The organism is Wukongibacter baidiensis (genome assembly GCF_050888315.1).
Lineage (GTDB): Bacteria > Bacillota > Clostridia > Peptostreptococcales > Caminicellaceae > Wukongibacter > Wukongibacter baidiensis.
The window spans coordinates 4601273-4616204 of record NZ_CP138202.1; the positions used below are offsets into that span (position 1 = coordinate 4601273).

Sequence of the window (14932 nt, forward strand, 5' to 3'; positions counted from 1 at the left end):
TAATATAATGAAGCTGAGTATTTTAAAGAGTCGTACAAATCACTTTAGGGGGAAATATGTCAATCGGAAAATTAATTGGAGAAGGAAGGACGGCAGAAGTCTATGAGTGGGGATGTGATAGGGTTTTAAAACTATATAAGAAGGGCATCAAAAGAAACATTATTGAGAATGAGTTTAGAGCTAGCAAAGAGATTCTTAAAGTCGATATACCTGCACCAGAGGTGTTTGAGCTTATTGAATATGAAGATAGGCTTGGTATCATTTCTGAAAGGGTTTATGGTCATACCATGATAAAGTCAATTTTGCTCAAGCCATGGAGAATGGTAAATGAAGCGAAAAGATTAGCGGAAATACATAAAAGGATACAGAAAAAGATAGATGTAGATTTACCAAGGCAAAAAAATAGACTAAAGAAGCAAATTGAATCAACGGACCTATTAGTAGAAGATATAAAGGAAAAGATCTATAAATATTTAGAAAAACTATCAGATGATAATATATTATGTCATGGAGATTTTCATCCTGATAACATTTTAATATCAAAGAATAAGGAAATAGTTATTGATTGGATGGATGCAGCAATAGGGAATCCAGCAGCTGATGTTGCGAGGACTTCAATACTATTTAAGTATGGATCTCTTCCAGATGATAAGTCATTACTTGAAAGGAAAGTTGTAGATTTTGTAAGAAGGAAATTCTACTCTGAGTATATTAAACACTATACAGAGATATGTAATATTAGTACTGAAGAGATTGAAGTATGGGAATTACCTATCGCTGCTGCACGTCTTGTTGAGGATATACCAGAGTGTGAAAAAGCAATTTTGATAGATTATATAAATAAGAGAATTAAATAATTATGACACATTGTTGTCGTATTAGATTTGTTATAATCTAGGAAAATGACATGGAGGAGACAACAATGGAAATGAAATTGAATTCTGCATACCTATGTGTTAAGGCGATGGATAGGGCTATAAATTTTTATGAAGCATTCTTAGGACAGACCGTTGATATAAGAGACGAAATACTTAGTATATTTGATTTTAAGGGATTTAGACTATGTTTGTTTTGCAATGAAAAAGTTAATGAAGAAGTCACCTATGGAGACAATTGTCTTCTAAGTTTCCAAGTAGAAGATATGAAAGAACTTCAAAAAAAGTTAGATGCTCTTCAAGCTGAAATAGTATTTCCATTAACGAAAATTGGTGATAACCTAGTTTTGGAGTTTAAAGATACGGAAAACAATGATATAGAAGTATATTGTAGGGAGTTATAAAATGATGAAAAAAGATTTCTTAAGAAATAGCTCAATAATAGCATTTTTCATTCTTACGCTGGCCATTATAGCTGAATTCATATTTGTAGGATTTATATTTTCTACGATTTTTACCTTGGGAATTTGGATATTCCTAGCCTTCTTTATTTTTATAGATACTATGTATTATAGATACGAACACACAATCCTAAAGAGGTTTCGGTTAATACTAATAATTTCTTTTATATTGTTTTGGATTTCATTCATACTGGTTGAGGTTTTATTATCAATAGAATTACATTCAAATATCCACATGGATGAAGAGATAGATTACGTAATTATTTTAGGTGCCGGACTTGATGGAGACAAGGTATCAAAGAGACTAGAGGGTAGACTAAAAGAGGGTTTGAAATATCTAAAGGAAAAAACTGATGTTAAGGTAATCGTATCCGGTGGACAGGGTAGAGATGAACTGATATCTGAAGCTGAGGCTATGGGTAGATATTTGAACAGCAGGGGTATTAATAAGGATAGGATAATATATGAAGACAAATCCACATCTACTATAGAAAATATGGTATTTAGTAAAAGAATAATAAATACAATTAATAATAATGAAGATATAAAGGTTCTTATTATTACAAGCGATTACCATATGTTTAGGGCAAAGATGATATGTGAGGACATTGGGCTAGAGTGCTATGGGATTACAAGTAAAAGTCCCACGGGGAAAAGGGTTAACTATATGATTAGGGAATATTTTGCTACGGTTAAGGATTGGATTTATTTAAACTTACAGTAGTAATTACTTACAGGGGGGAGAGGTTTGTATGAAATACAACTATGAAGGGAAAGAGATATTTTATAGAGATGCGGGTGAAGGCGAAGTAATAGTATTACTACCCGGTAATACATCAAGTTCAGAGGTACATATAGGCGATATAGAATATTTTTCGAAAAAATACAGAGTAATATGTCCAGATTATACTGGATATGGTAAATCAGAAAGAACGGATGAGCTACCAGACAATTTTTGGCACGAAAATGCTTTAATGATGATAAGTCTCATGGAAGAATTAAAAGTAGAAAAATATAATGTGATTGGCAGCAGTGGTGGTGGACTAATCGGATTAAGTATGGCAATATTGGCTCCTGATAAGGTTAAGTTAGTAGTAGCCGATAGCTTAGTAGGAGAATACATAACAAAATCAGTGAGTGAAAAGATCGTTAGAGGTAGAGCGCAGTTGAACGAAGGCATGAAGAACTTTTGGAGATATGCCCATGGGGATGATTGGGAAAGGGTTATTGATTTTGACACAAAAATGATAGAGCGATTCTCTAAAAATGGAAGAAGTATATTTAATGGCCAGTTAGATAAAATCCAGTGCCCTGTATTAATAATTGGAAGTTTAAACGATGACTTGATACCAAATATTGTAACGAGTATGGGTGAAATATGTAAACAAATCAAGAATTCAAAGCTGTTGTTATATTCTGGGGGAAGACATCCCGTAATGTTGACTATGGCTGAAACCTATAGAAAAGATGTTGACGATTTTTTGACTAAGTACTAATACTTATAATTTGTAAGAATTAATATTGGATATGTATAAATTAAGTTTCACTAGGAACTCTATAGATTTGACCTTTTGGACATTTAGTTGTAAAATGATTAAAGAAGTTAAAAGAAAATGGGGAGCTGGATAAATCCGGCTGAGAGGAAGCTATATTGCTTCGACTCATAGTACCTGAACTGGGTAATTCCAGCGGAGGGAAAATATTGTCTTATTAATTTAGTATTACTATGGCAGTTAAAAACCCTTATCCAGTTCAGGATAAGGGTTTTATTATTTTGAGAGGAGAGAATTAATATGCCAAAAATAAATGTAAGTCTACAGGTATTACCGAGGGTTCCAGATGAAAGGATTTATGAAGTGGTTGACAAGGTCATAGCCTATATAGATTCTACAGGAGTAAACTATGAGGTTGGACCTATGGAGACAACAATGGAAGGTGAGTTAGATGAGCTTTTAGAGATTGTAAAGAAGGCTCAGGAGATATGCACAAAGGAAGGTGCTACGAGAGTATTGTCAGTAGTTAAAATAGATTATAAACCTGAGGGTGTGACTATGGATGAAAAAGTTGGAAAGTATAGAAAATAAGATTATTCCTATTGCGTTTTCAGGACTATTAATTCTATTATGGTACTTTGTAGTTGAGAAGGGGATCGTTGAGAGCTTTATTCTTCCGTCGCCCGTAGATGTAGTTACTACCTTATTTAGAATTTTACCTGAAATCAAAACCCATTTAGCAGTAACCCTTACAGAAGCCTTCTATGGATTTATGCTATCTATCGCCTTAGCAATAACCTTAGCAGTAGTTATGGATAACATCTCTATTTTAAAGAAGGCTATTTATCCGCTTTTAGTAATTTCTCAGACTATACCAATATTAGTCTTAGCGCCGCTTTTTGCTATGTGGTTCGGTTTAGGGAAATTTCCTAAAATCATTGTGGTGACATTAGTATGCTTTTTCCCAATAATAGTAGGGTTGCTAGAAGGCTTTGATTCTGTAGATAGGGATCTTATAAATCTTATGAAATCCATGGGTGCTAGTAAGTTGAAGATATTTACATTAGTAAAATTTCCTGCTTCTATGGTAAATTTCTTTACTGGACTAAAGGTGGCTGCTACATATTGTATAATGGCTGCCTTTATAGGAGAATGGATGGGTGGAAAGGCCGGACTTGGACTTTATATGATGAGGGCTAAAAAATCCTTTTATCTAGATAAGGTTTTTGCTATTGTGCTTTTGATAGTTATACTAAGCATGGGATTATTTAAACTGGTATCTACGATGCAAAAAATGCTGATGCCTTGGAGCAATGAAAAAGAATAGAAAAACTAGGAGGAAAGAGTATGAAGAAATTAGGAATATGCCTATTAGCTATTATATTGTTAATGGGAATAGTAACAGGGTGCCAAAGCGAAAAACCTCAGCCCGAGGCTAACCAGCCAAAAGCTGCTGAAGGGACAAATGAAACTGAAGAAGTAAAAGAAGAGATGCAGAAGGTAACATTTGTTTTAGATTGGCTTCCGAACACAAATCATACAGGTATTTATACTGCTCTTGAAAAGGGATACTTTAAAGAAGAGGGTTTAGAGGTTGAAATAGTACAACCTCAAGAAGGAGATGCAAATGCTTTAGTTGGAGCTGGAAAGGGAGAATTTGGAGTAAGTTTTCAAGAACAGGTTACTATGGCAAGAACTTCGAATAACCCTATACCAATAAAGGCAGTTGCGGCTATTATCCAACATAACACATCTGGATTTGCTTCGCCGGTCGACAAGGAAATTAAGAATCCTAAGGATTTTGAAGGTAAGAAATATGGAAGCTGGGGAACTGATCTAGAAAGAGCATTTTTAAAAACCCTAATGGAAAAAGAAGAGGCTGATTTTGAGAAGCTAGAAATATTCGATATAGCAAGCTATGATTTTTTCACAAGCGTTACGAATGATGTGGATTTTCAGTGGATTTTCTATGGTTGGGATGGAATTGCAGCAGAGGTTAAAGATTTTCCAATAAACTTTATAAAGTTACAGGATGTTGATCCTAAGCTTGATTTCTATACGCCCGTAATTATTACAAATGAAAATACTATTGAAACTAATCCAGAATTGGTTAAGAAATTTTTAAGAGCGGCTACAAAGGGTTATGAATTTACAATAGAGAAGCCTGAAGAAGCCGTAGAGTATTTGCTAAAGCACGCTCCAGAAACAGATAAAGAAATAGCAGTAGCCAGTCAAAAGTATCTAGCAGGCGAATACAAAAAGGATACAGAGAGATGGGGCGAGATGAAGCTAGATGTATGGGAAACCTTTGGTAACTGGATGAATGATAACGGGCTTCTTGAAAACAAATTAGATGCAAAAGAGGCATTTACTAATGAGTATTTACCAGAAAAATAAACTCCATATTGAAAATATATATAAGAGCTTTGGAGATATTTTAGTTGTAGACAATGTATCCTTAGACTTAAAGGAAAATGAGTTTGTATCTATACTTGGACCTAGTGGAAGTGGGAAGAGTACAATCTTCAATATAATAGCAGGATTGATTAAACCGGATAAGGGAAATGTTTTTATTGAGGATGAAGACTTTACAGGGAAAAGCGGAAGAGTAAGTTATATGTATCAAAAAGATTTACTGCTTCCGTGGAAAAAAATAATCGATAATGTGGCATTGCCGCTTGTAGTAAAGGGAACTAACAAGAAAAAAGCTAGGGAAATTGTACAGGAATATTTTAAGATATTTGGACTGGAGGGATTTGAACATAAATATCCTTTTCAGCTTTCCGGTGGGATGAGGCAAAGAGCAGCCCTGATGAGGACATATATGTTTTCAAAGGATATAATACTTTTGGACGAGCCCTTTGGAGGACTCGATGCCATAACTAAGAGAAAAATGCAGTACTGGCTTTTAGATGTACTAGGTAGTCTAAATGCATCAATTTTCTTTATAACCCACGACATTGATGAGGCAATTTTTCTATCCGATAGAATATATATACTCTCAGAGAGACCGGCAAAGGTTAAGACAGAGATTAAAGTTGACTTACCTAAGCCTAGAAACAATGAGATTATTACAACATCAAGGTTTAACGAGATTAAAAAGGATATCATGAACATGCTGTAGATTTATGACTGTAAAATCTATAGCTGATAAAAGGGGTGTGTTGGGATGACGTTTTTCAACAAAGAAGCAAGTGGATATGATTCATGGTATAAGACTAAACTTGGCAGTTTTATAGATCAACTAGAAACGGACTTGGCTTTTAAGCTATTTAGACCAGAAAAAGGAATGAAGGTTCTAGACATTGGCTGTGGAACGGGAAACTTTAGTATAAAATTGGCTGAGATGGGATGCAAAGTAGTTGGTATCGATATCTCAAATGAAATGCTTAATCAAGCTAGGATAAAAGCTGAAAAGTTAGGTCTAGATATTGAATTTCATAATATGGATGTCTATAATTTGGAATTTGAGGACAAGTCCTTTGACGCAGCATTTTCAATGGCAGCCTTTGAATTTATAAAGGAGCCAAGTAGGGCATTAGTTGAGATATTTAGAGTGGTTAGGGATAACTCTCAGATTTTGATAGGAACTATTAGTAAAGATAGTAAATGGGGTCAGTTATATTTAAGTGAAGAATTTCAGAAAAATACTGTATTCAAATATGCTGATTTTAAGACCTTAAAAGATCTATGTAGCCTCAAAGAGGAGAATCTTGTTGATAGTGGACAGTGCTTATTTATTCCACCTAATTCTAATGAAGAAGATATAAACATGGAAAATGAAATCAAGCTTTCCAAAAGTGAGAAAGGTGGATTTATATGTGCTCTATGGAAAAAATAGCTTCATGCGAAATATCCTATATACCGATTATGAGCAAGGATTATATAGGCGATGTAGATAGAGTTATTGATATTATAAAATCCTATGGATTAGAGTGTAATGTAGGCATTTTGTCAACAACAATAAGAGGCAATAAGGAAAAGTTGTTTAGTCTAATAAAGGAAATTTACGATACAATGGATGATGTATCAAGCTTTACAATGGATATAAAAATATCCAATATTTGTGGATGTAATAAATAGAAAAATAATCTCATTTTTTAAGCTTGTCCCTCATATAGATAATAAGACCAGTCTTATTCTATATGGGGGGCTTTTTTTATGAATAATGTCTATGGCAAATGGCTGCTATTTTTTGCATTAATACTTATTATTTTTTATTTCCCGGGAAAAAATGATAAAAATAGACAGCAAAATCATAATGGTGATGTAGAGGTTTTTAAAGAATTTGCCGAAAATGAAGACCATGATACAAGAAAAATCGACTTTAAGTTTAGGGACGAGGATATTCAGTATAAATTAGCTTTACAAAAATCAAATGCCTATAAAAAGGTGATCGAAAAAGAGAAATCAATAAATGATGAAACACGCAAAATAGATAAAGAAATTTTAAAGAAAATAGACTACCAAACTACATATGTGAACAAGCAAAGTGAGAAGAACTATGATCAAGATATGATTCATATGGATAGCTCCGATGATTATTCAGACGTAAAAGGAATAACCTGTTTTAGAGGTAATAACTTTCGTAATTCTCCAAGCTATGGTTTTGTGGAGATGAAGGAAAAGAAGCTTGAAATAATATGGAAAGTGCCAATTGGATATGTAGATAGGTGGTCTGGTGTTGGATGGAATGGTCAGCCTGCTATAGTTGAATGGTCCGATGAGCTTCTAAAGAATATGAATATATTTGAGGAAAAGAAAAATAAGGATAGTTTAAAGGAAGTTATTTACGGTACTCTAGACAGCAATATATATTTTCTAGATTTAGAGGACGGTAGTTTTACAAGAAATAAGATAAAGGTACCAGGCCCTATAAAGGGAAGTATAACCGTAGATCCTAGAGGAATACCGCTTTTATACGCAGGTCAAGGTATAAATAAAGTCAATGGGAAAATAGTTAGAATGGGATATAGGATATTTAATCTTATTGACCAGAGCATGATGCATTTTATTAATGGCAGAGATAAATTTGCCTATAGAGGGTGGTCAGCCTTTGATTCCACCTCAATAATTGATAAAAAGACAGATAGGATGATAATCTGTGGGGAGAATGGAATTGTCTATAATGTAAAACTAAATACACAGTATGACAGAGACAAAAAAGAGTTAAGTTTGGACCCGGAAATAAGTAAGTATAGATATAAGATTGAGGGTAATGGATATCAGGGGATAGAGAATTCAATAGCGGTTTATAGAAATTTGGGATTCTTTGCCGATAATGGTGGATGGATTCAATGCATTGACTTAAACAGTTTAAAGCCCCGTTGGATATACAATGCCACTGATGATACCGACAGTACTATAGTTATTGACGAAGAAGCCGATGGTTCTGTTGCTCTCTATACAGCTTGCGAAGTAGATAAACAAGGGGCAAAGGGGAAAAGCTATATACGTAGGTTAAATGCTATTTCGGGAGAACTTATATGGGAAAAATCATTTGATTGCTATTCAAAACTAGGGGAGTGGCCTAACAATGGAGGAGCCTTAGCGACACCGGTTATAGGAAAAAAATCAATAGAAAATATGGTTATTTACAATCTTGCAAGATATGGAGGCTTTAACAGGGGATTACTAATTGCTCTAGATAAGAAGACTGGGGATGAATTATGGAGATTAGAACTTAAAAACTATTCTTGGAGCTCTCCTGTAGATATTTATACAAAGGAAGGAGAGGCATTCATCCTTTTATGTGACTCAGGAGGCAGGATGTATCTGATAGAGGGAATGACTGGGCAAGTAGTCGATCAAGTTGCATTAGGTTCAAATGTTGAAGGATCTCCAGCGGTCTATGAAAATATAGCAGTTGTTGGAACAAGAGGACAAAAGATATTTGGGATAAGAATAAAGTGAATTACTAATGCTTTTATTAAAAAAATAATACACTATATGACTTCAAAGAGCACTTCAATGTTTTTTGAAGTTTTTCTTTTAGTAATCTAAGAGAACAGACAAATACAAAAGCTAGTAGCCAGCAGTAAGTAGCTAGAAGCTATAAAACCTGTAACAGAAAAAATAATTGTAACATAAATGTTACATAGGCCCTTAAATAGGTTCATTTGTACGGATTTCATAGGTTATGATATCACTAATATCAAAATGTTACATAACTTTTCAGATCCAGATTAATTAATAAGAAAAATAGTAGCTTCTGAGAGTAAAGCCTTTGGCATAAAAGTTGCTATTAAATATTAATAAGATACATAAAGAAAGGAGGATAGACTTCATAGGAACACTAAAATAAAGGAGGTCAATTATGGATATAGGTAGTAAGAGAACAGGTATTATTATTGTTATTACAGCTCTTTGGGCTTTTATTACTCTAAGTGGATGGAATGGAAATTGGTTTATTGGTTTAATATCTAGCGTGATATTGATGCTGCTTTATATGATGCTTGGCGCATCAAAGAATGGAAAGCTAAGTAAAAAGTTATTAGCATATCCCCTAGTATCATGGGCAGCATTATGGATTATAGGATTTTATTTTTCAAAATATTATGCTGACCTTTTCGCTGGTAAAATGCCTGATTTTACAATCTTAGGTTTTCACCCTTCCTTTGCCTTTACTATTTTAACATATTGGATTGGTGGAGTTCTTACACTAACTCTCGGATTTTACTTTTTAGCAGATCACTGGTTATCCGATGAAGACTGGGATAATTTCAAAAAGAAAATTGAGACAATCAATAGTGCAAAGGGGGAAATCTAGATGTCAAGTGGAGTTAAATATTTGATAATGTCATTCTCTTTTGGAATGATTATTGTATCATTTTTAATAGGCTGGACTGCAAAGAAGAAAGCTTCAGACCCTCAATCATTCTTTGGAGGAACAGCCCTATTTGGACCTTTGACTGTTAGTTTATCTACAATTGCAGCAGTGGCAAGTGCCTTTGCTATTGTAGGTGTTCCCGGGATTATCTATTCATTTGGTAATACAATGACATTATGGATGCTATCCTCTGGTGCATTTGCAATGGCCTACTTAGCTATTGGTAAAAAGATTAGAGCAATGGCCGAAGTTGGTTCAATTGCAAGCCTAGGAGATATATCGGACCTGAGATTTAATAAACATAGAGGAATTAAAGCCACCTTATCAATAGTACTTTTCTTGGGTGCCATAGCATACTTAGCGTCTCAGATCAGTGCCACATCAGCGCTATTTGCCCACTTATTAGGCTGGAATCCAATGGTGGCAGGATTTTTTATCTTCGGTATCCTAACTGTATATACAGCTCTAAGTGGAGAAGTTGGTGGAGTTCTTACCCAAGCTTTTCAAGGTCTAATAATGGTCTTGGCAGGTATAATAATGATTATCGCCTTCTTTTCTATTACAGGAGGATTTGAAAATGTTGTTGAAGTCGTTTCAAGTGCTGGAAAGGTTACTGGAACTGTTGATGGTAAAGAAGTTGCAAAGGCTTTTAGCCCTGGCATGTTGGATGCATGGGGGATACTGCCGGGTTCAATCGCTATGACTTGGATGTTTATCCCTATACTAGGTACAATGGGGCAACCGCAGGTATTAACTAGAATGTATGCTTTGAAAAATCCAAGGGATATGCCAAAGCTAGGTCTATATGCAGCATTGGGTCATATGATTGTTGGCCTCTTTGCAGTAACTATGGCATATGCAGCACTTTATCTTGTTGGGAAAGGTGTTATATCTCCACTTGCAAAGGGTGACAATGCTATATTCGCCGTTGCCGATTATGTTGGAGTATATGCTCAGTTATTTGTTTATGCAGCAATATTGGCGGCATCAATGTCAACGGCAAGTATGTTCCTAACATTATCTTCTAATATTATTTCTAGGGATCTACCTAATGCACTAGGTAAAGAACTAGATTCTAAAAAGCAGATTCAAATTTCAAGAGTTACCACTTTTATAATAGGTATCTTTGCAATAATGTTCGCCATATTTAGTGGTGAGGCAGTAGCCATATTAGGTACCTTTGGGTGGGGAACATTAATGTCTGCTACATTCCCTGTTTTCATTACGGGTCTACTGTGGAAGAGAGCAAGCAGTGAAGGTGTCTTTGCAGGATTAATAACCGCCTTAATATTAAACGTTACAGCATTAGTATTAAATAGAACTGGATTTAAATGGCCCGGTGGTTTGCCATGGTATGTTAATGTAATTACTGCGGCGTTATTGGTAACAGTCGTAGTTTCCTTATTTACTAAAGGAGCTACAGGAGATGAACTTGATGAAAGAGTTGAAGCAGTTATAGATTTATAAGACCTAAAACCTTATGGAATCATATGAGGAGGATGTTTATGAAAGTTCTAGGTATATGTGGAAGTCCTAGAGTAGGGAATACGGAATATTATATCGATGTAGTGCTGAAAGAATTGAAGGAAAAGGGATTTGAAGTAGAATATATTAGATTAAGGGATAAAAGCATAAACCAATGTGAGGGATGTTATGGATGTATAGAGAATAAGAAATGTGTAGTAGAAGATGATTTTCAAGATGTTTTTAATAAGATGATAGAAGCCGATGGACTTGTTGTTGGCTCTCCTGTTTATAACGGATCAATAACTCCACGGTTAAAGTCTTTACTAGATAGAGCTGGTTTTTCTGCACGATGGATGAAGAATGATTTAAAAACAAGTGGAGAAAAATATGACTGGGGACAAATGCCCTTCTCAAGAAAAGTCTTTGCGCCGATAACAGTTGCAAGAAAAACAGGTCAGACCTTTGCCTTTGCCCAGTTGGCTTTATGGGCAACTGTTAATGATTTTATCATCACAGGATCAAATTATTGGACTGTCGGCTCAGCAGGAACCTCCGGTAGTGTTAATGCAAATGAAGATACAGAAGGAATAAGCATAATGCAGCATTTAGCAGGGAATATAGATTATGTAATCAAAAAACTAAAATCATAAGAGACGAAGGGGCTGACTCATAAATGTTTCTTATGAGCTCAGCCCCGGGGTGTTTCAGAATGAGTGAATTTCAAATAACGCAGAAATTTGCCATTCTGAGACATCCCTATATGTCACGATTCTTAAGCTTTCTATATAGAGTCATTCTTTTAATGCCTAGCATTTCGGCAGCCTTTGACTTATTATCATCGCATATTTTCAAAGTGTCCTCGATTATTTTAAGTTCGATATCCTTAAGGATATTATTTAGAGACCCCTTCTTTGATAATAAATCTGAGGTGTCATATGAGTTTGCTATGTTTTTCAAGTTGCTTTCAAGTATATCCTTAGGAATTGAGGATTTAGTAACCTCTTCTCCAATAGCTATTACCATTGAACGATATACAATGTTTTTCAATTCTCTAATATTACCCGGCCAGTTATAAGTAGATAAAATTGATATAGCCTCCCTAGAGAAGGTTTTTTTAATGCCATTTTTTTGATAAAGTGAAGATTTAAAATGATCTATTAACAATGGAATATCTTCAGGTCTTTCACGTAAAGAAGGTATGTTTAGATTTAGAACATTTAGCCTATAGTATAAGTCAGCTCTAAACTTTTTCTCTTCTACTTTTCTTAAGAGGTCATGATTTGTTGCGGCAATGACTCTTACATTGATATCTATAGATTTATTACTTCCTATCTTTTCAATCTGATTTTCCTGTAGGACCCTCAAGAGCTTTGACTGCATATTAAGGGGTAAATCACCTATCTCATCTAAAAAGATTGTTCCGTATTGTGCCAATTCAAATTTACCGACCTTACCTGATTTGTTTGCACCGGTAAATGAGCCGCCTTCATATCCAAAGAGTTCTGATTCTAATAATGTCTCTGGTATAGCAGCACAATTGATACTTACAAATGGCTGAGAACTTCTATTGCTACTGCTATGAATAGCATGGGCAAATAATTCCTTACCTACTCCACTTTCTCCCGTAATTAAGACAGGTAAATCAGTTTGAGCAAATGATTGGGCTCTAGCTTTGAAATGCTTAAGGAGAGACGATTGAGTAATTATATCATCAAATGTATATCTGGCTTTGAAGTTAGAATTATTACGAAGAGTATTGCTGTTGCTCACTGGCTTTATCGAATTAATGATTGAATTTCTAATATTTTGAGCACTTGTTAAGGTATCGATATCATCTAGTACTATTATTCCAGCTCCACCAATAACCTTGTCACCATCAAAAATAGGTATTCTGTCTACAATAGCCTCTTTTCCATTTGCAAACCTATGCTTATGCCCTATTTCAGGTATTCCTGTCTTAAGGACTATAGGAAGCCTAGTTGTGTCATCAACTTCCCAAAGATGCTTTCCTACTACCTCTGATAAAGGTGTTTCCATAAAGTTCAAAAAGGCTTGATTCATAACAATGACATTACAATCTACGTCTACAAAATTAATAGGAAGAGGAAGTCTATTAAATAAAGACGCAGGCATGTTATTAAAAAATTCATCTATTTTGTTTTGATGGTTGAATTTATACATAGATTCACCTCTAAACCTTCTTTTGTAATTATTATAGCATTAAAACTATGCTATTTTAAAGTCTTAAGGTTACTTACTTTTTGACTAGTGTAACAATTTTGATAAATGTAACTATTGAATATACTACACATCAAGAATAGCTTATTACAGGTTATATAGTAAGAAAGTTTCTAGAAAAGTAACTAATTGTTGCAATATAAAATATGGAAGAGCATGATATCAAACTTAATATTTAAACTCTATTTATTAAAAGAATTTTGTCCATATATATAGGGGGCATATAGTAGAACTTAATTTATGTCTATCAAAATACTCAGTGTTTTTAAGGATTTTTAATAGGTATAAATTAAAGTCTCTACTTGAATCCCTATAAGAAAACTATGAAGAATACACACCAGATATGCCTATGAATTTCTAAAAACGTGACTATTGTATTGTCTAGAACATTGACAAAAAAATTGGCAGGGCTTTTGCTTATATTAATAGTGAAAAGAAAAATAGGAGTAATTTCATATCTTGTAAGACTTAGTGTTACTAAAAATTATTGCATCCAAAGGAGGAATTTTGATGTCTAAAAAATTTCAAGTGGGTATTGTAGATTTTGAGACTTATCTACCTAAGCAAACTATAAGTGCAGAGGAACTTTCGGAGTTAGTTGATATTCCAGCCCATATACTAAGAGAAAAAATGGGGATTAACAGGAAACATGTAGGTGGTCCCGAGGATCATGCTGCTATGATGGCTACTAAAGCTTCTAAGGCTTTACTAGAGAGAAATAATACTGATCCAAATGAAATCGACATGATACTTTTTTCTGGAGAGACATACTGTGAATACGTATGTTGGACAGCGGCTATAAAAATACAAAATGAATTAGGTGCCGATAATGCCTTTGCATGGGACTTAGGCTTTAGATGCGCAGCTACACCTTTAGCACTAAAGGTTGCTAAGGATATGATGAAGGCAGATGATAGCCTAAAGACAGTTCTTATTGCGGGGGGAAATACAAATGCATATTTAATAGACTATAAGGATAAAAACCAGTCCTTTATGTTCGACATGTCTCCTGGAGGAATAGCTATTTTACTAAAAAGAGATCATATGGAAAATGAAGTTTTAGAAACTGGAATTATTACTGATCACATATTCTGTGATGATGCCATTGGCAAGTGGGGAGGATCTTTATATCCGATAACCGATGAGATTGCTAAGGATCCCGAAAAGTTAAGAAAGGCTAGATTGTTACACCTAGCTGATCCAGAGGGGATGAAGAAGCGATTAGGCTCAAGATCATTGCCTAATTTTACAGGTGCAGTTAGAAAAGCACTTAAGAACTCTAATTTGATAGAGGCAAATATAGATTTCATTGGAATTACCCATATAAATCCCAAGGCACATACTGCGATAATGGATGAGCTTGGAATAGAAAGAGAAAAGAGTGTATATTTGGCAAATGATGGACACTGTGGTCATGTTGATCAATTCTTATCCTTGCAACATGGATTAGCTGAAGGGAAAGTAAAGGATGGAAGCGTATGCGCATTATTAGGTGCCGGAACGGGATATGCCTTTGCATGTACCATAGTTAGATGGGGAAAAATAGAAAATAAATAGGGGGATATATCT

General features: G+C 34.6%; 16 protein-coding genes and 1 riboswitch. Of the genes, 15 read left to right on the plus strand and 1 reads right to left on the minus strand.

Going from position 1 to position 14932, the window contains the following annotated elements:
• Nucleotides 1–56 precede the first annotated feature (56 nt).
• The 14 genes from R9X47_RS20820 to R9X47_RS20885 all read left to right on the plus strand — a co-directional run bounded on the left by R9X47_RS20820 (nucleotide 57) and on the right by R9X47_RS20885 (nucleotide 11775).
• Nucleotides 57–857 carry an aminoglycoside phosphotransferase family protein gene (locus R9X47_RS20820; protein WP_432663006.1) on the plus strand — a complete coding sequence of 267 codons (801 nt, stop codon included), beginning with the start codon at nucleotides 57–59 and terminating at the stop codon, nucleotides 855–857.
• A 65-nt stretch (nucleotides 858–922) separates the two neighbouring features.
• Complete coding sequence (locus tag R9X47_RS20825) at nucleotides 923–1279, plus strand: VOC family protein (protein WP_432663007.1); 357 nt, start codon at nucleotides 923–925, stop codon at nucleotides 1277–1279.
• Between the two features lies 1 nt (nucleotide 1280).
• Nucleotides 1281–2060, plus strand: a complete 780-nt coding sequence (locus R9X47_RS20830) for a YdcF family protein (protein WP_432663008.1) — start codon at nucleotides 1281–1283, stop codon at nucleotides 2058–2060.
• A gap of 28 nt (nucleotides 2061–2088) precedes the next feature.
• Nucleotides 2089–2832, plus strand: a complete 744-nt coding sequence (locus tag R9X47_RS20835) for an alpha/beta fold hydrolase (protein WP_432663009.1) — start codon at nucleotides 2089–2091, stop codon at nucleotides 2830–2832.
• Between the two features lie 108 nt (nucleotides 2833–2940).
• A riboswitch (TPP riboswitch) is annotated at nucleotides 2941–3050 on the plus strand.
• 79 nt (nucleotides 3051–3129) lie between these two features.
• Nucleotides 3130–3420, plus strand: coding sequence for a thiamine-binding protein (locus R9X47_RS20840; RefSeq protein WP_432663010.1), 291 nt, complete (start codon nucleotides 3130–3132; stop codon nucleotides 3418–3420).
• Entirely contained in the window at nucleotides 3392–4156 is a 765-nt protein-coding gene (locus R9X47_RS20845; protein WP_432663011.1) for an ABC transporter permease, read from the plus strand. The genes R9X47_RS20840 and R9X47_RS20845 overlap by 29 nt, the downstream gene beginning before the upstream one ends.
• A 20-nt stretch (nucleotides 4157–4176) precedes the next feature.
• Nucleotides 4177–5226, plus strand: coding sequence for an ABC transporter substrate-binding protein (locus R9X47_RS20850; protein ID WP_432663012.1), 1050 nt, complete (start codon nucleotides 4177–4179; stop codon nucleotides 5224–5226).
• Complete coding sequence (locus R9X47_RS20855; protein WP_432663013.1) at nucleotides 5204–5953, plus strand: ABC transporter ATP-binding protein; 750 nt, start codon at nucleotides 5204–5206, stop codon at nucleotides 5951–5953. Before R9X47_RS20850 ends, R9X47_RS20855 begins: the two co-directional genes overlap by 23 nt.
• A 45-nt stretch (nucleotides 5954–5998) precedes the next feature.
• A complete protein-coding gene (locus tag R9X47_RS20860) occupies nucleotides 5999–6670 on the plus strand; it encodes a class I SAM-dependent methyltransferase (RefSeq protein WP_432663014.1) in 672 nt (223 codons plus the stop codon).
• On the plus strand, nucleotides 6649–6912 hold the full coding sequence (locus tag R9X47_RS20865) for a YkoF family thiamine/hydroxymethylpyrimidine-binding protein (RefSeq protein WP_432663015.1): 264 nt from the start codon (nucleotides 6649–6651) through the stop codon (nucleotides 6910–6912). Before R9X47_RS20860 ends, R9X47_RS20865 begins: the two co-directional genes overlap by 22 nt.
• A gap of 78 nt (nucleotides 6913–6990) precedes the next feature.
• Nucleotides 6991–8742, plus strand: a complete 1752-nt coding sequence (locus tag R9X47_RS20870; protein WP_432663016.1) for a PQQ-binding-like beta-propeller repeat protein — start codon at nucleotides 6991–6993, stop codon at nucleotides 8740–8742.
• Nucleotides 8743–9145: 403 nt separating this feature from the next.
• Nucleotides 9146–9598, plus strand: a complete 453-nt coding sequence (locus R9X47_RS20875; RefSeq protein WP_432663017.1) for a hypothetical protein — start codon at nucleotides 9146–9148, stop codon at nucleotides 9596–9598.
• Nucleotides 9599–11125, plus strand: a complete 1527-nt coding sequence (locus tag R9X47_RS20880; protein ID WP_432663018.1) for a sodium:solute symporter family transporter — start codon at nucleotides 9599–9601, stop codon at nucleotides 11123–11125.
• 38 nt (nucleotides 11126–11163) lie between these two features.
• The gene (locus R9X47_RS20885; RefSeq protein WP_432663019.1) at nucleotides 11164–11775 is read left to right on the plus strand and encodes a flavodoxin family protein; all 612 of its coding nucleotides are present in this window, start codon (nucleotides 11164–11166) and stop codon (nucleotides 11773–11775) included.
• Nucleotides 11776–11881: 106 nt separating this feature from the next.
• Here the strand turns inward: R9X47_RS20885 and R9X47_RS20890 are convergent, their stop codons facing one another.
• Entirely contained in the window at nucleotides 11882–13306 is a 1425-nt protein-coding gene (locus tag R9X47_RS20890; RefSeq protein WP_432663020.1) for a sigma-54 interaction domain-containing protein, read from the minus strand.
• A 567-nt stretch (nucleotides 13307–13873) separates the two neighbouring features.
• Here R9X47_RS20890 and R9X47_RS20895 point away from each other — a divergent pair.
• On the plus strand, nucleotides 13874–14920 hold the full coding sequence (locus R9X47_RS20895) for a 3-oxoacyl-ACP synthase (RefSeq protein WP_432663021.1): 1047 nt from the start codon (nucleotides 13874–13876) through the stop codon (nucleotides 14918–14920).
• Nucleotides 14921–14932: the final 12 nt, after the last annotated feature.

Excerpts from the sequence above, each read along its gene's own strand:
- R9X47_RS20870 (WP_432663016.1), top strand. The coding sequence starts at position 6,991 with ATGAATAATGTCTATGGCAAATGGCTGCTATTTTTTGCATTAATACTT.
- R9X47_RS20825 (WP_432663007.1), top strand. The coding sequence starts at position 923 with ATGGAAATGAAATTGAATTCTGCATACCTATGTGTTAAGGCGATGGAT.
- R9X47_RS20895 (WP_432663021.1), top strand. The coding sequence starts at position 13,874 with ATGTCTAAAAAATTTCAAGTGGGTATTGTAGATTTTGAGACTTATCTA.
- R9X47_RS20835 (WP_432663009.1), top strand. The coding sequence starts at position 2,089 with ATGAAATACAACTATGAAGGGAAAGAGATATTTTATAGAGATGCGGGT.
- R9X47_RS20830 (WP_432663008.1), top strand. The coding sequence starts at position 1,281 with ATGATGAAAAAAGATTTCTTAAGAAATAGCTCAATAATAGCATTTTTC.
- R9X47_RS20850 (WP_432663012.1), top strand. The coding sequence starts at position 4,177 with ATGAAGAAATTAGGAATATGCCTATTAGCTATTATATTGTTAATGGGA.
- R9X47_RS20820 (WP_432663006.1), top strand. The coding sequence starts at position 57 with ATGTCAATCGGAAAATTAATTGGAGAAGGAAGGACGGCAGAAGTCTAT.
- R9X47_RS20840 (WP_432663010.1), top strand. The coding sequence starts at position 3,130 with ATGCCAAAAATAAATGTAAGTCTACAGGTATTACCGAGGGTTCCAGAT.
- R9X47_RS20885 (WP_432663019.1), top strand. The coding sequence starts at position 11,164 with ATGAAAGTTCTAGGTATATGTGGAAGTCCTAGAGTAGGGAATACGGAA.
- R9X47_RS20875 (WP_432663017.1), top strand. The coding sequence starts at position 9,146 with ATGGATATAGGTAGTAAGAGAACAGGTATTATTATTGTTATTACAGCT.
- R9X47_RS20845 (WP_432663011.1), top strand. The coding sequence starts at position 3,392 with ATGAAAAAGTTGGAAAGTATAGAAAATAAGATTATTCCTATTGCGTTT.
- R9X47_RS20855 (WP_432663013.1), top strand. The coding sequence starts at position 5,204 with ATGAGTATTTACCAGAAAAATAAACTCCATATTGAAAATATATATAAG.
- R9X47_RS20890 (WP_432663020.1), bottom strand. The coding sequence starts at position 13,306 with ATGTATAAATTCAACCATCAAAACAAAATAGATGAATTTTTTAATAAC.
- R9X47_RS20880 (WP_432663018.1), top strand. The coding sequence starts at position 9,599 with ATGTCAAGTGGAGTTAAATATTTGATAATGTCATTCTCTTTTGGAATG.
- R9X47_RS20860 (WP_432663014.1), top strand. The coding sequence starts at position 5,999 with ATGACGTTTTTCAACAAAGAAGCAAGTGGATATGATTCATGGTATAAG.
- R9X47_RS20865 (WP_432663015.1), top strand. The coding sequence starts at position 6,649 with ATGTGCTCTATGGAAAAAATAGCTTCATGCGAAATATCCTATATACCG.